Genomic DNA, 18,310 nt, shown 5'->3' on the forward strand with positions numbered 1-18,310 from the left:
CATGCCTTACTCTTTTCGTGCCCTGCGACTGGGGCTGATCATTTTCTTCATCCTGGCCGGTACGCTGTTCACCGCTGGCTGGGCGATGCACCACGCCAAACGCCAGTCGATGGTCGAGGATGCCGGCCGGGCCAGCCAGCAACTGGGCTTGTACGCCAACTCGCTGCACACCCTGATCGAACGCTACCGCGCCCTGCCCGCCGTCCTGGCCCTGGACCCGGAGCTGATCAGCGCGCTCAGTGGCCCGGTCACCGAGCCGGTCCAGGATGCCCTGAACCGCAAACTCGAACGTATCAATGGCGCGGCCAACTCCTCGACTCTGGAACTGCTCGACCGCACCGGCCTGGCCGTGGCCGCCAGCAACTGGCGCCTGCCCAGCACCTATGTCGGTTCCAACTACGGCTTTCGCCCCTACTTCAAACAGACCCGCAGCCAGGGCAGCGGGCGCTTCTACGCGGTCGGCGTGACCAGCGGCGTGCCGGGCTACTTCCTCTCCAGCGCCGTGCAGGACGAACATGGCCGCTTCCTCGGGGCCATGGTGGTCAAGCTGGAGTTCCCCGAGCTTGAACGTGAATGGCGCCAGGGCAACGACATCCTGCTGGTCAGCGATGCCCGCGGGATCATTTTCATCGCCAACCAGGACGGTTGGCGCTACCGCCAACTCAAGCCCCTGAGCAGCGCCGACCATGCCGAGCTGGCCGCTACCCGCCAGTACGACAAGCAACAGCTGGTGCCGCTGCAGCACCAGGTGCTCAGCCGTTTCGATGACGACAGTCACCTGATGCGCGTGCAGGGCCCGGAAGGCAGCACTGAATACCTGTGGGAAAGCCTGCCGCTGGAAGCCGAGGGCTGGACCCTGCACTTGCTGCGCAAACCGCAGGTCAGTGACGACGGGCGCAATGCCGCCCTCGCCGCTGCGGCCGTATGGCTGAGCCTGGTCTTTGCCTTGCTGTTCATCAGCCAACGCCTGCGCCTGGCGCGCTTGCGCCAGCGCAGCCGGGAAGAGCTCAAGCGCCTGGTCGAAGAGCGCACCCGCGACCTGCGCACCGCCCAGGAGGGCCTGGTGCAATCGGCCAAGCTGGCGGCTCTGGGGCAGATGTCGGCGGCCCTGGCCCATGAAATCAATCAACCGCTGACCACCCAGCGCATGCAACTGGCAACCTTGCGCCTGCTGCTCGACAACCAGCGCTACGATGAAGCCCGCCAGGCGCTGGAACCGCTGGAGCAGATGCTGACGCGCATGGCGGCGCTAACCGGCCACCTGAAAACCTTCGCCCGCAACAGCCCCAGCGGCCTGCGCGAGCGTCTGGACCTGGCCACCGTGGTCGATCAGGCCTTGCAACTGCTCGATACGCGGATTCGCGCCGAACAGGTGAAAGTCTCCCTGTACCTGGCCCGGCCGGCCTGGGTGCGTGGCGATGCGATCCGTCTGGAGCAGGTGCTGATCAACCTGTTGCGCAACGCCCTCGACGCCATGGCCGGAAAAAGCTACAAACGTCTGGAAATCCGTATCGAAATCGAGGCCGAGCAGTGGCGCCTGAGCGTCCTCGACAGCGGCGGCGGTATCGCCGCCGAACACCTGGCGAATGTCTTCGACCCGTTCTTCACCACCAAGCCTGTGGGCGAAGGCCTGGGCCTTGGCCTGGCGATTTCCTATGGCATCATTCATGAAGCCGGCGGGCGCCTTGCGGTCGACAATCAACCGGGTGGCGCGCGTTTCAGCCTTACCCTGCCCTGTGATCTGGAGCCTTGATGTTCAATTCGGTAATGGTCGTCGACGATGAAGCCAGCATCCGCACTGCGGTCGAGCAATGGCTGAGCCTGTCCGGCTTCAGCGTGCAGCTGTTCAGCCGCGCCGAAGACTGCCTGAACCAGCTGCCCGCGCACTTTCCCGGGGTCATCCTCAGTGATGTGCGCATGCCCGGCATGGATGGCCTGCAGTTACTCGAACAGCTCCAGGCCCGCGATGCCGACCTGCCGGTGATTCTCCTGACCGGTCATGGCGATGTGCCCATGGCGGTCGAAGCCATGCGTAACGGCGCCTATGACTTTCTGGAAAAGCCCTTCAGCCCGGAAAGCCTGCTGGGCAGCCTGCGCCGTGCCCTGGAGAAACGCCAGCTGGTGCTGGAAAACCACCGCCTGCATGAGCAGGCCGACCTCAAGGCACGCCTGGAACTGAACCTGCTGGGCATGTCGCAGGGCATGCAGCAGTTGCGCAGACAAGTGCTGGACCTCGCCAGCCTGCCGGTCAACGTGCTGATCCGCGGTGAAACCGGCAGCGGCAAGGAACAGGTCGCGCGCTGCCTGCACGACTTCGGCCCGCGCGCCGACAAACCCTTCGTTGCGCTCAACTGCGCGGCGATTCCCGAAACCCTGTTCGAAGCCGAGTTGTTCGGCCATGAAAGCGGCGCCTTCACCGGCGCCCAGGGCAAGCGCATCGGCAAGCTGGAATACGCCAATGGCGGCACGGTGTTCCTCGATGAAATCGAGAGCATGCCGCTGGCCCAGCAAGCCAAACTGCTGCGCGTGCTGCAGGAACAGAAACTCGAACGCCTGGGTGCCAACCAGAGCATCAGCGTCGATTTGCGCATCATCGCCGCGACCAAGCCTGACCTGCTCGAAGAAGCCCGCGCCGGACGTTTTCGCGAAGACCTGGCCTACCGCCTGAACGTCGCCGAACTGCGCCTGGCGCCGTTGCGCGAGCGGCGCGAAGACATCCCCTTGCTGTTCGAACACTTTGCCCGCCTGGCAGCCGAACGCGTCGGCCGCAGCGCACCACGGCTCAGCGGCGCGCACCTGGGACGTCTGCTCAGCCACGACTGGCCCGGCAACGTCCGCGAATTGGCCAACGCCGCCGAGCGTCACGCCCTTGGCCTCGGAGAGCCGAGCATTGCCCTGGTCGAGCCCGGACAATCCCTGGCCGCCCAGCAGGAAGCCTTCGAAGCCCAGTGCCTGCGAGCCGCTCTGAGCCGCCACAAGGGTGAGATCAAAGCGGTCATGGAAGAACTGCAACTGCCCCGGCGCACGCTCAACGAAAAGATGCAGCGCCATGGCCTGCTGCGCGAAGACTTCCTCGACGCGGACCGCCCGCAATAAGCGGAATCTTGCCGACCAGCTACCGGAAGATAAGCGGATTTCCGCTCACCAGTCTGCGACAACCCTTCTAATCCGGGCCTTCAGCACCTGGCACAGCTCCTGCTATAGCCCTGTCAGGTTGCGTTTCGACGCGCTCCACAAAAACAACTATGAAGGTCCCTTCGATGGATAACTCCAGCACCCTGCCCGCCGGGGCGGCCATTGCGCCAGCCGCGGAAAAAACCACCCGAAGCCGACTCAAGTCGATTTTCAGCGGTTCGATCGGCAACATGGTCGAATGGTACGACTGGTACGTCTACGCCGCGTTTTCCCTGTACTTCGCCAAAGCCTTCTTCCCGGCCGGCGACACCACCGCCCAACTGCTCAACACTGCCGCGATCTTCGCCGTGGGCTTCCTGATGCGCCCGATCGGCGGCTGGCTGATGGGTATCTATGCCGACCGCAAGGGCCGCAAAGCCGCATTGATGGCCTCGGTACTGCTGATGTGCGCAGGCTCGCTGGTCATCGCCCTGACCCCGGGTTATGAAACCATCGGCGTTGCCGCCCCGGTCCTGCTGGTGGTCGCCCGCCTGATGCAAGGCCTGTCGGTGGGTGGCGAATACGGCACCTCGGCCACCTACCTGAGCGAGATGGCGACCAAAGAGCGTCGTGGTTTCTTCTCCAGCTTCCAGTACGTGACCCTGATCTCCGGCCAGCTCATCGCCCTGGCGGTGCTGATCGTCCTGCAACAGACCCTGACCACCGAGCAGCTGTATGCCTGGGGCTGGCGCGTACCGTTCGTGATCGGCGCCTTGTGCGCGGTCGTTGCCCTGTACCTGCGTCGTGGCATGGAAGAAACCGCCTCCTTCACCAAGAAGGAAAAGTCCAAGGAAAGCCTGATGCGCACCCTGATGCGCCATCCCAAGGAACTGGCGACCGTGGTCGGCCTGACCATGGGCGGCACCCTGGCCTTCTACACCTACACCACCTACATGCAGAAATACCTGGTGAACACGGTGGGCATGAGCATCACCGATTCGACCACCATCTCGGCGGCGACCTTGTTCCTGTTCATGTGCCTGCAACCGATCATCGGCAGCCTGTCCGACAAGATCGGCCGCCGTCCGATCCTGATCGCCTTCGGTGTCCTCGGCACCCTGTGCACGGTGCCGATCCTGACCACCCTGCACACCATCCAGACCTGGTGGGGCGCATTCTTCCTGATCATGGCGGCACTGATCATCGTCAGCGGCTACACCTCGATCAACGCCGTGGTCAAAGCCGAACTGTTCCCGACCGAAATCCGCGCCCTGGGCGTCGGCCTGCCTTACGCACTGACCGTGTCGATCTTCGGCGGCACCGCTGAATACGTGGCGCTGTGGTTCAAGAGCATCGGCATGGAAACCGGCTTCTACTGGTACGTGACCGCCTGTATCGCCTGCTCGTTGCTGGTGTATGTGTTCATGAAAGACACCCGCAAGCATTCGCGGATCACCACTGACTGAAGTTAAGTTCTCAGGCTGTAAAAAAGGGGCATCCGCCAGCGGATTGCCCCTTTTTTGTTTCTTAACGCGCGATTAATCCCGGCCCTGCACACTTCAACCATCGTCAGACCGAGTCGCCTGCATCGCTGGCAAGGCCAGCTCCCACAATTCTGCGGTTCAACTCAAACCCTGTGGGAGCCGGCCTTGCCGGCGATGAGACCCTTACTGTCGCCATATAAATCGATTTATTCGATTTATATACGCTATTTTTTGCGCTTTTTAATCAATTTAATCGGCGTAGGATTAAACCCATAGAAACAAACAACCTCTCACCACCCCGGAGCAACGACCATGAAAAGCAAACTGATCCTGACCCTGGCCTTCTCGGTACTGGCTGCCAACGCTTTCGCCGAAGACGGCTTCGACCGTACCAACAGCCACAACTTCGGTGCCGTACAAACCCAGTCGGCGACTTATGCAGAAGATGGTTTTGATCGCACTGGCGGCGCCAAATTTGCAGAAGACGGCTTCGATCGCACCGGCGGCGCCAAATTTGCCGAAGACGGCTTCGATCGCACCGGCGGCGCCAAATTCGCTGAAGACGGTTTCGATCGCACTGGCGGTGCCAAATTCGCCGAAGACGGCTTCGATCGCACCCAGGCCCACCGCATCAGCTAATCCCTGATGCGACGCAGTCAGCCCGGCTTCGGCCGGGCTTAATCGTTTTCAGCCGGGCAAAGCCTTGGCACACTAGGCGCTTACTCACAGGGAAGGCCGCAAGGCCAGCGCAGATGTACTACTACGAACCCGCAAAAGGCCACGGCCTGCCTCACGACCCCTTCAACGCCATCGTCGGTCCGCGCCCCATCGGCTGGATTTCATCCCAGGACACCGAGGGCCGCTTGAACCTTGCGCCCTACAGCTTTTTCAATGCCTTCAACTACATTCCGCCGATCATCGGTTTCTCCAGCGTCGGGCGCAAAGACAGCCTGAACAACATCGAGAAAACCGGCGAGTTCGCCTGGAACCTGGCGACCCGGCCACTGGCCGAGGCGATGAACCAGAGCTGTGCAGCGGTCCCGGCCGAAGTCGATGAATTCGCCTTGAGTGGCCTGACCCCGGTAGCGTCCAAAGTCATCGCCGTGCCGCGAGTGCAGGAAAGCCCGGTGTCGTTCGAATGCAAGGTGACCCAGATCATCCAGCTGCAGCGCGCCGATCAGGCGCTGGTACCGAGCTGGTTGATCCTCGGGGAAGTGGTGGCGGTGCATATTGCCGAGCATCTGCTCAAGGATGGCATCTACGACACCGCTGCCGCACAGCCGATCCTGCGCGGGGGTGGACCTGCGGATTATTTCGAGTTGGGCAATCTGTTCAAGATGGCCCGCCCGCAGGTCAACGGCTGAGTTACCAGACCAGCTCGGCGTCGTCGTTGACGTCCTGCAGGCGTTCAAGCTCGGCGCACGCCGCCTCGTCAGCCGCCATGGCGGTCTTGAACGTCAGCCCGTCGAGCACTTTGTGAAACCGCGGTGCGCCACCGGCGCCCAGGCCTTTGACGGCGATCGCCGCGCAGTAGCCTTCTTCGCCGCGCACAGCGGCCGATACTGCTTCGAACCGGGAAAACTCTTTACGTGCCATGTGCCTCAAATCCACATCGATTGCCTGAAAGCGCCATTCTAACCCGCAGACGGCTCGCCGAAGGTATGCAGGTCCAGGCTGGCGACCACCTGGGCCTGAACCAGCTCGCCGAACAGGTCCAGGGTGGGTGAGGCAAAGTAGCCGCTCATCGCCTGCTGATCACGCCAGAAACCACTCAGCAGCCACAGATCGGCATCGGCTTGGGACTGCTGCAGGTTGAAGTGCAGGCAGCCCGGCGTCTTCCGCGACGGTTCGAGCAATTGGCGCAAGCGCTCGCCCAGCTCCACTGAGCGACCGCTGCTGGCCCGGATAAAAGCAAGGTGGGTGACCGAGTGTGGCGAGGTCATGAGCATCTCTCCTAGAGCAGCCAGTTGTTATTGCCAGGTTGCACAGGTTAGGCGACGTCTCGCGCGCGCCGTTAGGCCATTCCTGTCACACGCTTGCCTGATCCTGCGCGCGGCAGGATCAGGCAAGCGGACGACAGCATCCGGCTAGCGTCGCTGCTTGCACAAACCTATGCTGCTCAGGTCCCTATCTGGAAGCGCTGCAATGACTACCCTCGACCCCGCCCTGGAACAACAGCGCCAGGAGCTGGCTGATCTGGTGCGCCGTCACGCCCCGCGCAGCATCAGCGTCGAATCGGCCATCGACGACCTGTACCTGGTGCAATACGAAGAAAGCGTGCGTTCCATGCCAGCGCTGGCGCAGCCGGCGTTGTGCATCCTTGCCCACGGCAGCAAGGAAATCTGCCTGGGCGATGAACGCTACGTGTATGACCCGCTGCACTACATGGTGCTCTCGGTCGCCCTGCCGATCAGTGGTGTGCTGCTCGAGGCCAGCCCGGAGAACCCCAGCCTTGGCGTGCGGATGAACATCGACCCGGCACAGATCAACAACCTGATCGCCGAGGCCGGGCCCATGGGCGTGCCGGCGCTGCCTTCGGGGCGCGGGTTGTATGTCGAACGCACCGATCCGTTACTGCTCGATGCCTTGCTGCGCCTGATCCGCCTGCTGGATACACCCAAGGACATCGCCGTACTGGCGCCGTTGATTCGGCGTGAGATTCTGTACCGTTTGCTGCGCGGCCCGCAGGGTTATCGTCTGTATGAAATAGCCATGTCCAGCAGCCAGACCCACCGGGTTTGCCAGGCCATTGAATGGCTCAACCAGCACTTCCACCGTCCGCTGCGCATTGAGGATCTGGCTCGGGAAGTGAACCTCAGCAGTTCGACCCTGCACCATCGGTTCAAAGCCGTGACGTCCATGAGTCCGCTGCAATATCAAAAGCAGCTGCGCCTGCAGGAAGCGCGGCGGTTGATGCTCAATGACGGGCTGGAAGCGGCGGTGGCCGGGTATCGGGTGGGGTATGAAAGCCCGTCGCAGTTCAGCCGGGAGTACAGCCGGCTGTACGGCGCGCCGCCGGTGCGGGATCTGGCGCGATTGCGTAGTGCGCTTTAGAACGCTATCGCCGGCAAGGCCGGCTCCCACAGGTTCATCAGTTGCCTGTGGGAGCGGCGATTGGGCCTACACCGCCCTGACTACATGCTTGACCTCTTGAAAGGCACTCAACCCCCAAGGCCCCAGCTCGCGCCCGATACTGCTCTGCTTGTAACCACCCCAGGCCGTCTGCGGGAAGATCACCTGCGGTGCATTGATCCACACCAGCCCGGCCTCAAGGGCGTTGGCCACGCGCTCGGCGGCGCTCAGGTCGCTACTGACCACACTGGCCACCAGACCGAACTCGCTGTCATTGGCCAGCGCCACGGCTTGCGCTTCGCTGGCCACCGGCCGCACGCAAAGCACCGGGCCAAAGATTTCCTCACGCCACAACGCACTGTCCAGCGGTACGTCGGTGAATACCGTGGGGCTGATGAAATACCCGCATGGCAACTGTATTGGCCGCTCACCACCGCACAGCAGTCGCGCGCCAGCTTCCAGGCCCGCCGCGATGTGCTTGCGTACACGCTGGTACTGCGCCTGGTTGACCAGGGCGCCCATTTCATTGTCGCCGGCAAACGGATCGCCGACGCGGATCGCCTCGGCCCGGGTCTTCAACCGCGCGATAAAGTCCGGATACAAGGCTTCGGCAACCAGCACCCGGCTGGTAGCCGAACACATCTGCCCGGCATTGAAGAACCCGCCCATACAAGCCAGTTCCACAGCCAGTTCCAGGTCTGCCGCTTCCAGTACCAGCAAAGACGATTTGCCGCCCAGCTCCAGGCTCACGCCTTTGACGGTTTCCGCCGCCCGCTGCATGACCTGCACGCCCACCGCATTGCTGCCGGTGAAGGACACCTTGGCGATACGTGGATCGGCTGCCAGGGCGGCGCCTACTGCAATTCCGGTCCCGCAGACCAGGTTGAATACACCTTCCGGCAATCCGGCCTCGGCGATCACGCAGGCCAGCTCCAGCTCCGCCAGCGGCGTCACTTCCGAAGGCTTGAGCACCACACAGCAGCCGGCGGCCAATGCTGGCGCCAGTTTCCATGCGGTGGTGACCATAGGGAAATTCCACGGCACGATCAGCCCGACCACGCCACACGGCTCACGCCGCAGCCGCGCGACGAAATCGTCACTGGGCAGTGCCACCGGGCAGTCCTGCCCGGCATCCAGCTGATCGGCAAGTTCGGCGTAATAGCGGAAGGTGGCGATGACATCGTCCACGTCCATTTGCGCTTCGGCGAGCGGCTTGCCGTTGTTGCTGGCCTGCAGGAAGACCAGGCGCTCGCGACGCGCCTCGACCCCCTCGGCAATCGCCCGCAGTACTGATGCACGCTCGGCACCGGTGCTGCTCGACCAGCCCGCGAATGCAGCCCGCGCCGCCTGGGTCGCGCGCTCTACCGCCGCCCCGTCGCCACCTGCCACTTCCGCCAGTTGCTGCTCGTTACTCGGGTTGATCACCGTCAGTGCTTGCGGACCGTGCTGCCAGACACCTGCAATGTAGACGCCAGGAAGTTTCATCATGCTGGCACCGCCTGCATCCAGCGATTCTGGTCGATTTCGATCAGGCTCGGCCCCTTGCGGTCACACGCCTGGCGCAGCGCCTCACGCAATTGCTCGACATCACCTACAGCCTGGGCGGCACAACCCAGGGCCTTGGCCACCCCGATGAAGTCCGGGGTGTGGATGTCCACGCCCACCGGCTCGATGGCACGGTTGACCATGTACTTCTTGATTTCCTCGTAACCCTGGTTGTTCCACAGCAGGACGATCAGCGGCACCTGCGCCTCGGTAGCGCTGGCCAGTTCCGGCAGGGTGAACTGCAGGCCACCGTCACCGATCAGGCAGATCACCGGTGCGCGGTCTTCAATCGCTTCGGCGCTGCCCAACCAGGCGCCCATGGCCGCAGGCAAGGCGTAACCGAGGGTGCCGTAACCGGTGGAGGCATTGAACCAGCGCCGCGGCTGATCCATGTCCAGGGTCAGGTTGCCGGTGTATACCGGTTGCGTCGAATCGCCGACCAATACCGCATTCGGCAAGGTCTCAAGCAGGGTCTTGAGCATGCGCGTCTGGCTGTGCATCGGCAGATCCCAGTCGGCCAGCAGCCGCTCACGCAAGCGTGCGGCGCGGCTCACACCCCATTCGGCAGCGCGTACCGGCGCAGGCTGTTCGGCCAGGGCCACCAGCAGGGCTTCGGTCGCCACCGTGGCGTCGGCCACCAGGGCGATCTCTGGCGGATAGTTGCGCACGGTCTGGTCCGGGTCGATATCGATGCGCAGCAAACGCCCTGGAATCTCGAAGCCACCTTTGAAGGTTACGTCATAGTCGGTTTCGGCAAGCTCGGTACCGATCGCCAGCACCACGTCGGCTTCGGCGACCAGCTCACGGGTCGCCACCAGCGACTGGGTCGAACCGATCTGCAACGCATGGCTGGCAGGCAGCACGCCTTTGGCGTTGATGGTCAGCGCCACCGGGGCCTGCAGGTACTCGGCCAGGCGGGTCAGCACGGCACTGGCATCAATCGCTCCACCACCGGCGAGAATCAGCGGACGCCGGGCGCTGGCCAGCAGCGCGGCCATTTGCGCTACGGGTGCCGGGGCAGCGCCAGCACGGGCAATGCGTACAGGGGCACTGGCCAGCAGGTGATCGGCGTCTTCAACCAAGACATCCAGCGGAATCTCGATATGCACTGGACGTGGCCGCGCGCCATCGAATACGGCGAATGCGCGGGCCAGGACCATCGGCAAGTCATCGGCAGTCATCAGGGTATGAGAGAACGCCGCCACCCCGGCCACCAGGCTGCCCTGGGCCGGCAGTTCATGCAGCTTGCCGCGCCCGCCACCGAGCTGATTGCGCGACTGCACACTGGAGATCACCAGCATCGGGATCGAGTCGGCATAGGCCTGGCCCATCGCGGTGGTGATGTTGGTCATCCCTGGGCCGGTGATGATGAAGCAGACGCCCGGCTTGCCACGGGTACGCGCATAGCCATCAGCCATGAAACCTGCGCCCTGCTCGTGACGTGGGGTGATATGCCGGATAGAGGAACGCGCCAGCCCGCGGTAGAGCTCGACGGTATGCACGCCGGGAATCCCGAAGACATGATCGACGCCGTAGCCTTCAAGGAGTTTGACCAGTACTTCACCGCAAGTTGCCATGTTCGTCTGCCTGTTATTGTGCTGAAAACAGGCTTTATTGGACCGCCGCCCCGCTACCGGCACAATGCAAAAAAGCTCATACTAGCCATGTCCACAGATCATGGCTGACGCCCGATGAAACGCCTGCCGCCGCTGCCCGCCCTGCATACTTTTCTGGTCACCGCCCAGTGCTGCAACTTCACCCGCGCGGCGCAGCTGCTGCACATTACCCAGGGTGCGGTCAGTCGGCAGATTGCCGGCCTCGAGGATCATCTCGGTTATCCGCTGTTCCTGCGCCAGGCCCGTGGTTTGAGCCTGACCCGCGAAGGCCAGGACTGGCTGCCACGGGTGCAGCAGGTGTTCGCCCTGATCGAGGAAGGTGTGCAGCAAGTCGGTGCGCGCAGCGCCACGTTGCAACTCAAGGCGCCCACCTGCGTGATGCGCTGGCTGCTGCCACGGCTGATGGAGTGGCAGGCGTTGCGCCCGGATGTGCCAGTGGAGCTGACCACTACGGTGCAGCACGGGGTGGATTTTCGTCGCGAAGTGTTTGATGCGGCGGTGGTATATGGTGCCGCCCCCAACCATGGTCTGCAGAAACTCAAACTGTTCGATGAACAGCTGACACCGGTGTGTGCGCCGCAATTGCTGGCGGGCCCGCTGCCCTTGCAGCAACTGGCGGATCTGGAGCAACACATGCTGCTGCACCCGACCCGCGACCAGCACGACTGGAACACCTGGCTCAGTGCAGCGGGTGCCAGCCTTCCCCGGCAAGGCAAAGGCCAGCATTTCGAAACCCTGGACATGGCCATGTCGATGGCCTCCCAGGGTACCGGGGTGGCGATCGGCGATTGGTCGCTGATCGGTGATGACCTCAGTTGCGGACGGCTGGTAACACCCTTCCCACTCAAGGTCAGCACCGGTCAGGCGTATTACCTGGTCTGGCCGCAAGGTTCAGCTTCATCAACCTTGCAGGAACTGCTCAACTGGCTGTGGGAGCGGGCTTGCCCCGCGATGCGATGTGACTGAACAGGCCCAATCGCGGGGCAAGCCCGCTCCCACCGCTCAGTAACCGACGGTAAAACGCTGACGCGAGTGGGCAGGTTTTTCCACTTCATCGAGCATGGCAATGGCGTAGTCGGCAAAGCTGATCCAGCTCTTGCCGTCGGCACCGATCAGCAGGTGATCCTTGCCGGTCTTGTAGCTACCGGTCCGTGCCCCTTCAACAAACTCGGCCGAGGGTGACAGGAAGGTCCAGTCCAGCTCCTTTTCCTGACGCAGGGTATCGAGGTAATGCCCGCCAGCAGTGGCTTCGGCCTTGTACGCTTCGGGAAAGTCCGGACTGTCGATCACCTTGTGCCCCGACGGCAGCAGCAGGCTACCCGCCCCGCCCACCACCAGCAGACGCTTGACCCCAGCTTTCTTCACCGGCTCGATGATGGCCTGCGGTTTGATGCTGGAAAAATGCGCCGCGCTGAGCACCACGTCATGCCCCTTCAGCGCATGCTCCAGGGCTGCAGCATCACTGACATCCAGTGCCACGCTGGTCACGCCTTCGCGCCCCTGCAGCTTGGCCGGGTTGCGGGCGATAGCGGTAACGCTGTGGCCACGACGCAGCGCTTCTTCCAGCAACTGGCTGCCGGCACGCCCGGTTGCCCCGATGATTGCGATCTTGCTCATGAAAAACCTCCAGTCAGGATTGAATGTCACTTACCACTTCATCTCGCCCTTGGCGACCTTGGCACTGAGCTCCAGCGAGCTCTCTTCGCCCAGGTCCGGGTAGCGCTTTTTCATCGCCGCGATCAATTCGGCGGCATTACCAGCCTTGGCGGTTTCCTCATCGAAAGCGCGGATGTAGTCGGCAGTAAAGCGCACCGCTGCCAGCGACTCGCCGGGCTGGCCCAGGTAATGACCCGGCACCACGACCTGCGGCTTGAGCAGTTCGATACGCTTGAGGGTGGTAAGCCAGTCCTTGTGTGATTGCGCCGTCTGGGTGTCGGCCATCCACACATGCAGGTTGTCCGCGACCACCACACCGCCGACCACCGCCTTGATCGAGGGAATCCAGACAAAACTGCGATCCGCCTGCGGGCCATCAAGACCAAGGACTTCCAGGCGCTGGCCTTCGAGGGTCAGCTGATTGCCTGCGAGCACCTGCGGGACCACCAGTTTGCCCGGCTTGTCGGTGCCCATCTGCGGCCCCCAGTACGCCAGCTTGGCGTCCATGGTCTGCTTGATATGAGCGACCGTCGCCGCGGAAGCGAGCACCTTGGCCTGTGGATAGGCGTCGGTCAGGGTCTGCAGGCCAAAGTAGTAATCCGGGTCACCATGACTGATATAGATGGTGGTCAGCTGCTTACCGCTGGCACGCAGTTTCGCCAGCACCTGCTCGGCCTGGGCTTTGCCGAACTGGGCATCGACCAGAATGGCGTCGTGCTTGCCGCTGACAATCACCGAACTGACCGGAAACAGCGCTTCGGTACCCGGGTTGTAGACATCCAGCTGCAACGGCTGCTCGGCGGCCTGCGCCTGGGCCAGGACACCGAGAGTGGCAACGGCCAGCAACAAACCGCGCAAGGAGAAAGAACGACGCATCAAGGCAATTCCTGTGAGGGTGGCAATGAGCAACAGCTTAGTTGCACGAACCAATGCAAAAAATGCGATGCTGGAACATAGTTTGTTTCTGAAAGCGGGCAAATCATGGATCGTCTGACAGCAATGCGGGTCTTCGTCAGTGTGGTCGACCTGGGCAGCCAGTCGGCCGCCGCCGATCACCTGGACCTCTCGCGCCCGGTGGTGTCCCGCTATCTGGCTGAACTGGAAGACTGGGTGGGTGCGCGCTTGATGCAGCGCACCACGCGGCGTCTGAGCCTGACCGCCGCCGGCCAGGAAACCCTGCCGCGCTGTCGACAGATGCTGGAGCTCGCCGGTGACATTCAGGCGGCCGTCAGTGCACCGGACGAGGCGCCACGGGGTGAGCTGCGGATCAGCGTCAGCACCTCGTTCGGCCAGGCCCAGCTGATGGATGCCATGGCCGACTACGTCAAACGCTATCCGGGGGTGAAGATCGATCTGCAGATGCTCGATCGCACCGTCAACCTGGTGGATGAACGCATCGACCTGGCCATCCGCACCAGCAACGATCTGGACCCCAACCTCATCGCCCGCCGCCTGACCGTGTGCCGCTCGGTGATCTGCGCCTCCCCCGCTTACCTGCGCGAACACCCGACGCCGTTGCAGGTCCAGGACCTGGCGCGGCACAACTGCCTGACCCACTCCTATTTCGGCCGCAGCCTCTGGCACTTCGAGGTCGAGGGCGAAAGCGTTTCGGTGCCGGTGCAGGGCAATATCAGCGCCAATGAGGCGATGACCCTGCAACGTGCAGCGCTGGCCGGTGCCGGCATCGCCATGCTGCCGACCTACCAGGCGGCCCCTGCGCTGCACAGCGGCGAGCTGCTGCGCCTGTTACCGCAGGCCAAACCTCGCGAACTCGACCTCAATGCTGTCTATACCTCGCGCAAGCACATGCCGGCGACCTTGCGCAGCATGCTCGACTTCCTCACCGAACGCTTTACTGCCGAGCCGGAATGGGACCGCGACCTGCGCTAGCGCGGGCAACCCGGGCAGAGCTGGCCTATGCTTTAAATAGCACTTGTGTGCAGCTAGAAAGAGGTGAGCAGCATGGGCCTCAAATCCAGAAAATGCGCCGTTGTCTGTGCCATCGCAGCTGTCGTCGGGCTTTATGCCGCAGCCGCCTACCGGGTCGAACAGATCCGCAATCAACCGTATTCGGCCGCCAGTTGCAGCCTGGCCCATTGCGTCCCGCACACCGCCACCCTGAACGCCCTTAAATAAACTTCAGCCAGGCAGCCAATCCCGCTGGCGCGCGGATTGGAGCAGACGCTTAGCAAGCTATCGAGTACACTGGCCAGCACCTGTTTTCGCAGCACATGCCTGCGGAATAACCCTGCCCTTCGAGCTGGCCCGTGACCCAACTCAACACTCCGCAACCGGTCCTGCGCAGCGTACTGATGGCGCTGATGCTGGCGATCTTCCTCGGTGCTCTGGACCAGACCATCGTCGCCGTGTCGATGCCGGCGATTTCCGCCCAGTTCAATGATGTTGGCCTGCTGGCCTGGGTGATCTCCGGCTACATGGTGGCAATGACCGTGGCCGTGCCGATCTACGGCAAACTGGGCGACCTGTACGGCAGGCGCCGGATGATCCTCACCGGCACCGCGCTGTTCACCCTGGCTTCGCTTTTCTGCGCCCTGGCACAGAACATGGAACAACTGGTCCTGGCCCGGGTGCTGCAGGGCATCGGCGCGGGCGGCATGGTGTCGGTCAGCCAGGCGATCATCGGTGACTTCGTCCCGCCACGCGAACGCGGGCGCTACCAGGGTTACTTCAGCAGCATGTACGCCCTGGCCAGCGTGATCGGCCCGGTGCTCGGCGGCTACCTCACCGAGTACCTGTCGTGGCGCTGGGTGTTCTGGCTGAACCTGCCGCTGGGACTGACCGCCTGGTGGGTGACCCGGCGCGCCCTGCGAACCCTGGTGGTGCCGCAACGTCAGGCCCAGGTCGACTATATTGGCGCCGCGCTGTTGATTTTCGGTCTGAGCAGCCTGTTGCTGGGCATCACCCTGATCGGCCAGGGACACGCCTGGTACGCTTCCGAGGTTGCTGCCCTGCTGCTCTGCGCGCTGGCTGGGTTGCTGGTTTTCGTTGTCCATGAACGCCGTGTGGCGGAGCCGTTGCTGCCCCTCAAGCTGTTCAGCAATCGAGTCGCCACGCTGTGCTGGTGCACCCTGTTCTTTACCAGCTTCCAGGCCATCTCCCTGACCATGCTGATGCCGCTGCGCTACCAGAGCATTACCGGCGCAGGTGCTGACAGCGCCGCCCTGCACTTGCTGCCGCTGGCCATCGGCCTGCCGATCGGTGCCTACTGCGGTGGCCGCCTGACCAGTTTCACCGGCCGCTACAAACCGCAGATCCTCGGCGGTGCGCTGCTGATGCCGTTTGCCATCGTCGGCATGGCCTTCACCGCGCCGCAGTCAGTCTGGCTCAGTGGCCTGTTCATGGTGTTGACCGGGATTGCCTCGGGCCTGCAGTTTCCCACTTCGCTGGTCGCCAGTCAGAGTGCGGTGGAGCCGCGCGATATCGGCGTGGCCACCAGCACCAGCAACCTGTTCCGCTCGCTCGGCGGCGCCATGGGCGTCGCCTGCATGTCGGCGCTATTGCTGGCGATGTTGCAGGATGGCGGTCTGCGTCTGGCGGGCGATGCCTTGCTGGGCAGCCTTCAGGCCGGGGAGCCGAGTGTGCAGGTGCAGGCCGAATTACTGAGGACCTTCCGCCATCTGTTGCTTGGCAGTGCTATGGTGTCGCTGTTCGGACTGACAGCCGCGCTGGCCTTACCGGATAGGCAACTGCGCGGCCGTATGTAGGATGTTTACGAAGGTTGCGGAAACAATTCATCACAAACCTTCACAAAGTCTCATTTGCGCAAGGCTGGGCTCAAGCGCAGCATATCCAGCCCGGTATCGATCCACAGTTCGGCTTCAGCCAACAGATCGAAGCTCTCCGGTAGTAGCAGCCAGCGACGGATCAGGCCGTCTATATAGGCATAGATCGCCAGCGCCGCACGCTCGGGATCTACATCGGCGGGCAGTTGCCCGCGCCTGACTGCATTGCCCAGCGACAGCGCGATATGGGCATGACACTCAAACGTCGAGGTTTGCCGCTGTTGGCGGATCTCGCACATGTCATCGGTGAATTCACACTTGTGATGCAGAATTTCGTTGATTCGCCGGGTTTTCGGGTCAAGCACCATCTGGTGCATCAACTGGACCAGCAGCTTGCGCATGCAGCCGAGCGGATCAAGCTCATCTTCGCTTTCACTGGCCCGGGCCAGGGCATCCAGCGGCTCGTGCAAGCTTTCCAGCATGGCCTCGACCAGCTCGGCCTTGTCGTTGAAGTGCCAATAGATGGCGCCGCGGGTAACCCCCGCCAGCTTGGCGATATCCGCCAGGGTGGTACGCGCAACCCCGCGCTTGTAGAAGGCCTTTTCCGCAGCTTCGAGAATCTGTGCGCGGGTTTCCTGGGCTTCTTCTTTGGTTCGACGGACCATGGCAGTACGACCTCATCAAAACCCGGGTGCACGTTCAGGCACCTGGGGGCTGGGCCGGATCAACCTCTGACAGGCTGTTACCGGATGTTTAAATTCAAGGCTTGCGGCGGCCTGGGGCTTCGTCTGCAAACTATTTACAAACAACCATGAATGTAAGTATATTCCTTAGCAAGCTATTTATCCACTCGACAACATTTTTTCTATTCGCACCCTTTCCATTTATTCTTGAGCGTCTTCAGCTCTTGCGACCCGAGGATCTTCATGCAATTCAAGCCAGCTGTTACCGCTCTGGTATCCGCCGTCGCCCTGGCAACACTGCTCAGCGGCTGTAAAAAGGAAGAGGCTGCGCCTGTTGCGCATGCTCCTCAGGTCGGCGTCGTTACCCTGCAAACCCAGGCCTATACCCTGACCTCCGACCTGCCGGGGCGTACCACCGCCTACCGCATCGCCGAGGTCCGCCCACAGGTCAATGGCATCATTCTCAAGCGCCTGTTCAAAGAAGGCACCGAGGTCAAGGAAGGTCAGCAGCTGTACCAGATCGATCCTTCGGTGTACGAAGCGACCCTGGCCAGCGCCCAGGCCAACCTGCAGTCGACCCGTTCGCTGTCCGAGCGCTACAAGCAGCTGGTCGCCGAGCAAGCGGTCAGCCGCCAGGAATACGACGACGCGCAAGCCAAACGTTTGCAGGCTGAAGCTGCACTGCGCAGCGCCCAGATCGACCTGCGTTACACCAAGGTCCTGGCCCCGCTGAGCGGCCGTATCGGTCGTTCTTCGGTCACCGAAGGCGCGCTGGTCAACAATGGCCAGGCCGACGCCATGGCGGTGATCCAGCAGCTCGACCCGATCTACGTCGACGTCACCCAGTCTTCGGCCGAGCTGCTCAAGCTGCGCCGCGAGCTGGAAAGCGGCCAGCTGCAGAAGGTCGGCGACAATGCCGCCAAGGTCACCCTGACCCTGGAAGACGGCAGCACCTATCGCCAGGAAGGTCGTCTGGAGTTCTCCGAAGTCTCGGTTGACCCGACCACCGGCTCCGTGACCCTGCGCGCGGTATTCCCGAACCCTGACCACAACCTGCTGCCGGGCATGTTCGTGCATGCGCGCCTGAAAGCCGGGGTCAACGCCCAGGCGATCCTCGCGCCACAGCAAGGGGTTACCCGCGACCTCAAAGGCCAGCCAACGGCACTGGTGGTCAACAAGGACAACAAGGTCGAACTGCGCCAGCTCAAGGCCAGCCGTACCGTCGGTAGTGAATGGCTGATCGAAGAAGGCCTGAACGCCGGCGACCGCGTGATCACCGAGGGCCTGCAGTTCGTCCAGCCGGGCATCGAGGTCAAGGTCAGCGAAGCCACCAACGTCAAGCCTGCTCAGCCAACCCAGGCCAATGCAACGACTGCAGGGGCCAAAGGGGAGTAAAC

At 62.7% G+C, this 18,310-nt stretch carries 18 protein-coding genes; 11 read left to right on the top strand and 7 right to left on the bottom strand.

Translation table 11 applies throughout. The features are described 5' to 3' along the window. Position 1 precedes the first annotated feature (1 nt). The 5 genes from AC07OF_RS06585 (at position 2) to AC07OF_RS06605 (ending at position 5,962) form a co-directional block, all read left to right on the top strand. A complete protein-coding gene (locus tag AC07OF_RS06585) occupies positions 2-1,753 on the top strand; it encodes a sensor histidine kinase (protein WP_157191318.1) in 1,752 nt (583 codons plus the stop codon). Further along, complete coding sequence (locus tag AC07OF_RS06590) at positions 1,753-3,096, top strand: sigma-54-dependent transcriptional regulator (RefSeq protein WP_157191317.1); 1,344 nt, start codon at positions 1,753-1,755, stop codon at positions 3,094-3,096. Before AC07OF_RS06585 ends, AC07OF_RS06590 begins: the two co-directional genes overlap by 1 nt. 164 nt (positions 3,097-3,260) lie before the next feature. Beyond that, the gene (locus AC07OF_RS06595; RefSeq protein WP_038607523.1) at positions 3,261-4,580 is read left to right on the top strand and encodes an MFS transporter; all 1,320 of its coding nucleotides are present in this window, start codon (positions 3,261-3,263) and stop codon (positions 4,578-4,580) included. A gap of 330 nt (positions 4,581-4,910) precedes the next feature. Next, positions 4,911-5,237: a hypothetical protein gene (locus AC07OF_RS06600; RefSeq protein ID WP_191830963.1), complete on the top strand. Its 327-nt coding sequence runs from the start codon at positions 4,911-4,913 to the stop codon at positions 5,235-5,237. Positions 5,238-5,350: 113 nt separating this feature from the next. Beyond that, positions 5,351-5,962 (top strand): flavin reductase family protein, encoded by a 612-nt coding sequence (locus AC07OF_RS06605; RefSeq protein WP_342624369.1) that lies wholly within the window; start codon positions 5,351-5,353, stop codon positions 5,960-5,962. Between the two features lies 1 nt (position 5,963). Here AC07OF_RS06605 and AC07OF_RS06610 read toward each other — a convergent pair whose 3' ends face one another. Together AC07OF_RS06610 and AC07OF_RS06615 are read right to left on the bottom strand one after the other, a co-directional pair. Continuing rightward, positions 5,964-6,194 carry a hypothetical protein gene (locus AC07OF_RS06610; protein ID WP_495072682.1) on the bottom strand — a complete coding sequence of 77 codons (231 nt, stop codon included), beginning with the start codon at positions 6,192-6,194 and terminating at the stop codon, positions 5,964-5,966. A gap of 38 nt (positions 6,195-6,232) precedes the next feature. Continuing rightward, entirely contained in the window at positions 6,233-6,541 is a 309-nt protein-coding gene (locus AC07OF_RS06615) for an antibiotic biosynthesis monooxygenase family protein (protein WP_461530652.1), read from the bottom strand. 202 nt (positions 6,542-6,743) lie between these two features. On the opposite strand from AC07OF_RS06615, the gene AC07OF_RS06620 reads away from it, so the two are divergent. Further along, positions 6,744-7,652 (top strand): AraC family transcriptional regulator, encoded by a 909-nt coding sequence (locus AC07OF_RS06620; RefSeq protein ID WP_495072683.1) that lies wholly within the window; start codon positions 6,744-6,746, stop codon positions 7,650-7,652. Positions 7,653-7,718: 66 nt separating this feature from the next. Here the strand turns inward: AC07OF_RS06620 and AC07OF_RS06625 are convergent, their stop codons facing one another. Beyond that, positions 7,719-9,158 (bottom strand): aldehyde dehydrogenase family protein, encoded by a 1,440-nt coding sequence (locus AC07OF_RS06625; protein ID WP_157191313.1) that lies wholly within the window; start codon positions 9,156-9,158, stop codon positions 7,719-7,721. Further along, positions 9,155-10,792, bottom strand: a complete 1,638-nt coding sequence (locus AC07OF_RS06630) for a 5-guanidino-2-oxopentanoate decarboxylase (protein ID WP_495072684.1) — start codon at positions 10,790-10,792, stop codon at positions 9,155-9,157. The genes AC07OF_RS06625 and AC07OF_RS06630 overlap by 4 nt, the downstream gene beginning before the upstream one ends. Positions 10,793-10,906: 114 nt before the next feature. Between AC07OF_RS06630 and AC07OF_RS06635 the strand changes: the two genes are divergently transcribed. Then, positions 10,907-11,797, top strand: coding sequence for a LysR substrate-binding domain-containing protein (locus AC07OF_RS06635; protein WP_157191311.1), 891 nt, complete (start codon positions 10,907-10,909; stop codon positions 11,795-11,797). 36 nt (positions 11,798-11,833) lie between these two features. Here AC07OF_RS06635 and AC07OF_RS06640 read toward each other — a convergent pair whose 3' ends face one another. Further along, positions 11,834-12,448, bottom strand: coding sequence for an NAD(P)-dependent oxidoreductase (locus AC07OF_RS06640; RefSeq protein ID WP_157191310.1), 615 nt, complete (start codon positions 12,446-12,448; stop codon positions 11,834-11,836). A gap of 30 nt (positions 12,449-12,478) precedes the next feature. Continuing rightward, positions 12,479-13,363: an MBL fold metallo-hydrolase gene (locus AC07OF_RS06645; protein ID WP_476446591.1), complete on the bottom strand. Its 885-nt coding sequence runs from the start codon at positions 13,361-13,363 to the stop codon at positions 12,479-12,481. Positions 13,364-13,468: 105 nt separating this feature from the next. On the opposite strand from AC07OF_RS06645, the gene AC07OF_RS06650 reads away from it, so the two are divergent. The 3 genes from AC07OF_RS06650 (at position 13,469) to AC07OF_RS06660 (ending at position 16,212) form a co-directional block, all read left to right on the top strand. Then, complete coding sequence (locus AC07OF_RS06650) at positions 13,469-14,377, top strand: LysR family transcriptional regulator (RefSeq protein ID WP_191830972.1); 909 nt, start codon at positions 13,469-13,471, stop codon at positions 14,375-14,377. 72 nt (positions 14,378-14,449) lie between these two features. Further along, the gene (locus AC07OF_RS06655) at positions 14,450-14,623 is read left to right on the top strand and encodes a hypothetical protein (protein WP_191830973.1); all 174 of its coding nucleotides are present in this window, start codon (positions 14,450-14,452) and stop codon (positions 14,621-14,623) included. A gap of 176 nt (positions 14,624-14,799) precedes the next feature. Then, positions 14,800-16,212, top strand: a complete 1,413-nt coding sequence (locus AC07OF_RS06660) for an MDR family MFS transporter (RefSeq protein WP_269769840.1) — start codon at positions 14,800-14,802, stop codon at positions 16,210-16,212. A gap of 50 nt (positions 16,213-16,262) precedes the next feature. Here the strand turns inward: AC07OF_RS06660 and AC07OF_RS06665 are convergent, their stop codons facing one another. After that, on the bottom strand, positions 16,263-16,895 hold the full coding sequence (locus tag AC07OF_RS06665) for a TetR family transcriptional regulator (protein ID WP_038607479.1): 633 nt from the start codon (positions 16,893-16,895) through the stop codon (positions 16,263-16,265). Between the two features lie 261 nt (positions 16,896-17,156). On the opposite strand from AC07OF_RS06665, the gene AC07OF_RS06670 reads away from it, so the two are divergent. Next, complete coding sequence (locus AC07OF_RS06670; protein ID WP_157191307.1) at positions 17,157-18,308, top strand: efflux RND transporter periplasmic adaptor subunit; 1,152 nt, start codon at positions 17,157-17,159, stop codon at positions 18,306-18,308. The last annotated feature ends 2 nt before the right edge of the window (positions 18,309-18,310 follow it).

Source organism: Pseudomonas sp. GW821-FHT10B02 (genome assembly GCF_059415665.1).

Coding starts and splice junctions, on each gene's coding strand:
- AC07OF_RS06585 (WP_157191318.1), top strand. CDS start 2: ATGCCTTACTCTTTTCGTGCCCTGCGACTGGGGCTGATCATTTTCTTC.
- AC07OF_RS06590 (WP_157191317.1), top strand. CDS start 1,753: ATGTTCAATTCGGTAATGGTCGTCGACGATGAAGCCAGCATCCGCACT.
- AC07OF_RS06595 (WP_038607523.1), top strand. CDS start 3,261: ATGGATAACTCCAGCACCCTGCCCGCCGGGGCGGCCATTGCGCCAGCC.
- AC07OF_RS06600 (WP_191830963.1), top strand. CDS start 4,911: ATGAAAAGCAAACTGATCCTGACCCTGGCCTTCTCGGTACTGGCTGCC.
- AC07OF_RS06605 (WP_342624369.1), top strand. CDS start 5,351: ATGTACTACTACGAACCCGCAAAAGGCCACGGCCTGCCTCACGACCCC.
- AC07OF_RS06610 (WP_495072682.1), bottom strand. CDS start 6,194: ATGGCACGTAAAGAGTTTTCCCGGTTCGAAGCAGTATCGGCCGCTGTG.
- AC07OF_RS06615 (WP_461530652.1), bottom strand. CDS start 6,541: ATGACCTCGCCACACTCGGTCACCCACCTTGCTTTTATCCGGGCCAGC.
- AC07OF_RS06620 (WP_495072683.1), top strand. CDS start 6,744: ATGACTACCCTCGACCCCGCCCTGGAACAACAGCGCCAGGAGCTGGCT.
- AC07OF_RS06625 (WP_157191313.1), bottom strand. CDS start 9,158: ATGATGAAACTTCCTGGCGTCTACATTGCAGGTGTCTGGCAGCACGGT.
- AC07OF_RS06630 (WP_495072684.1), bottom strand. CDS start 10,792: ATGGCAACTTGCGGTGAAGTACTGGTCAAACTCCTTGAAGGCTACGGC.
- AC07OF_RS06635 (WP_157191311.1), top strand. CDS start 10,907: ATGAAACGCCTGCCGCCGCTGCCCGCCCTGCATACTTTTCTGGTCACC.
- AC07OF_RS06640 (WP_157191310.1), bottom strand. CDS start 12,448: ATGAGCAAGATCGCAATCATCGGGGCAACCGGGCGTGCCGGCAGCCAG.
- AC07OF_RS06645 (WP_476446591.1), bottom strand. CDS start 13,363: ATGCGTCGTTCTTTCTCCTTGCGCGGTTTGTTGCTGGCCGTTGCCACT.
- AC07OF_RS06650 (WP_191830972.1), top strand. CDS start 13,469: ATGGATCGTCTGACAGCAATGCGGGTCTTCGTCAGTGTGGTCGACCTG.
- AC07OF_RS06655 (WP_191830973.1), top strand. CDS start 14,450: ATGGGCCTCAAATCCAGAAAATGCGCCGTTGTCTGTGCCATCGCAGCT.
- AC07OF_RS06660 (WP_269769840.1), top strand. CDS start 14,800: ATGGCGCTGATGCTGGCGATCTTCCTCGGTGCTCTGGACCAGACCATC.
- AC07OF_RS06665 (WP_038607479.1), bottom strand. CDS start 16,895: ATGGTCCGTCGAACCAAAGAAGAAGCCCAGGAAACCCGCGCACAGATT.
- AC07OF_RS06670 (WP_157191307.1), top strand. CDS start 17,157: ATGCAATTCAAGCCAGCTGTTACCGCTCTGGTATCCGCCGTCGCCCTG.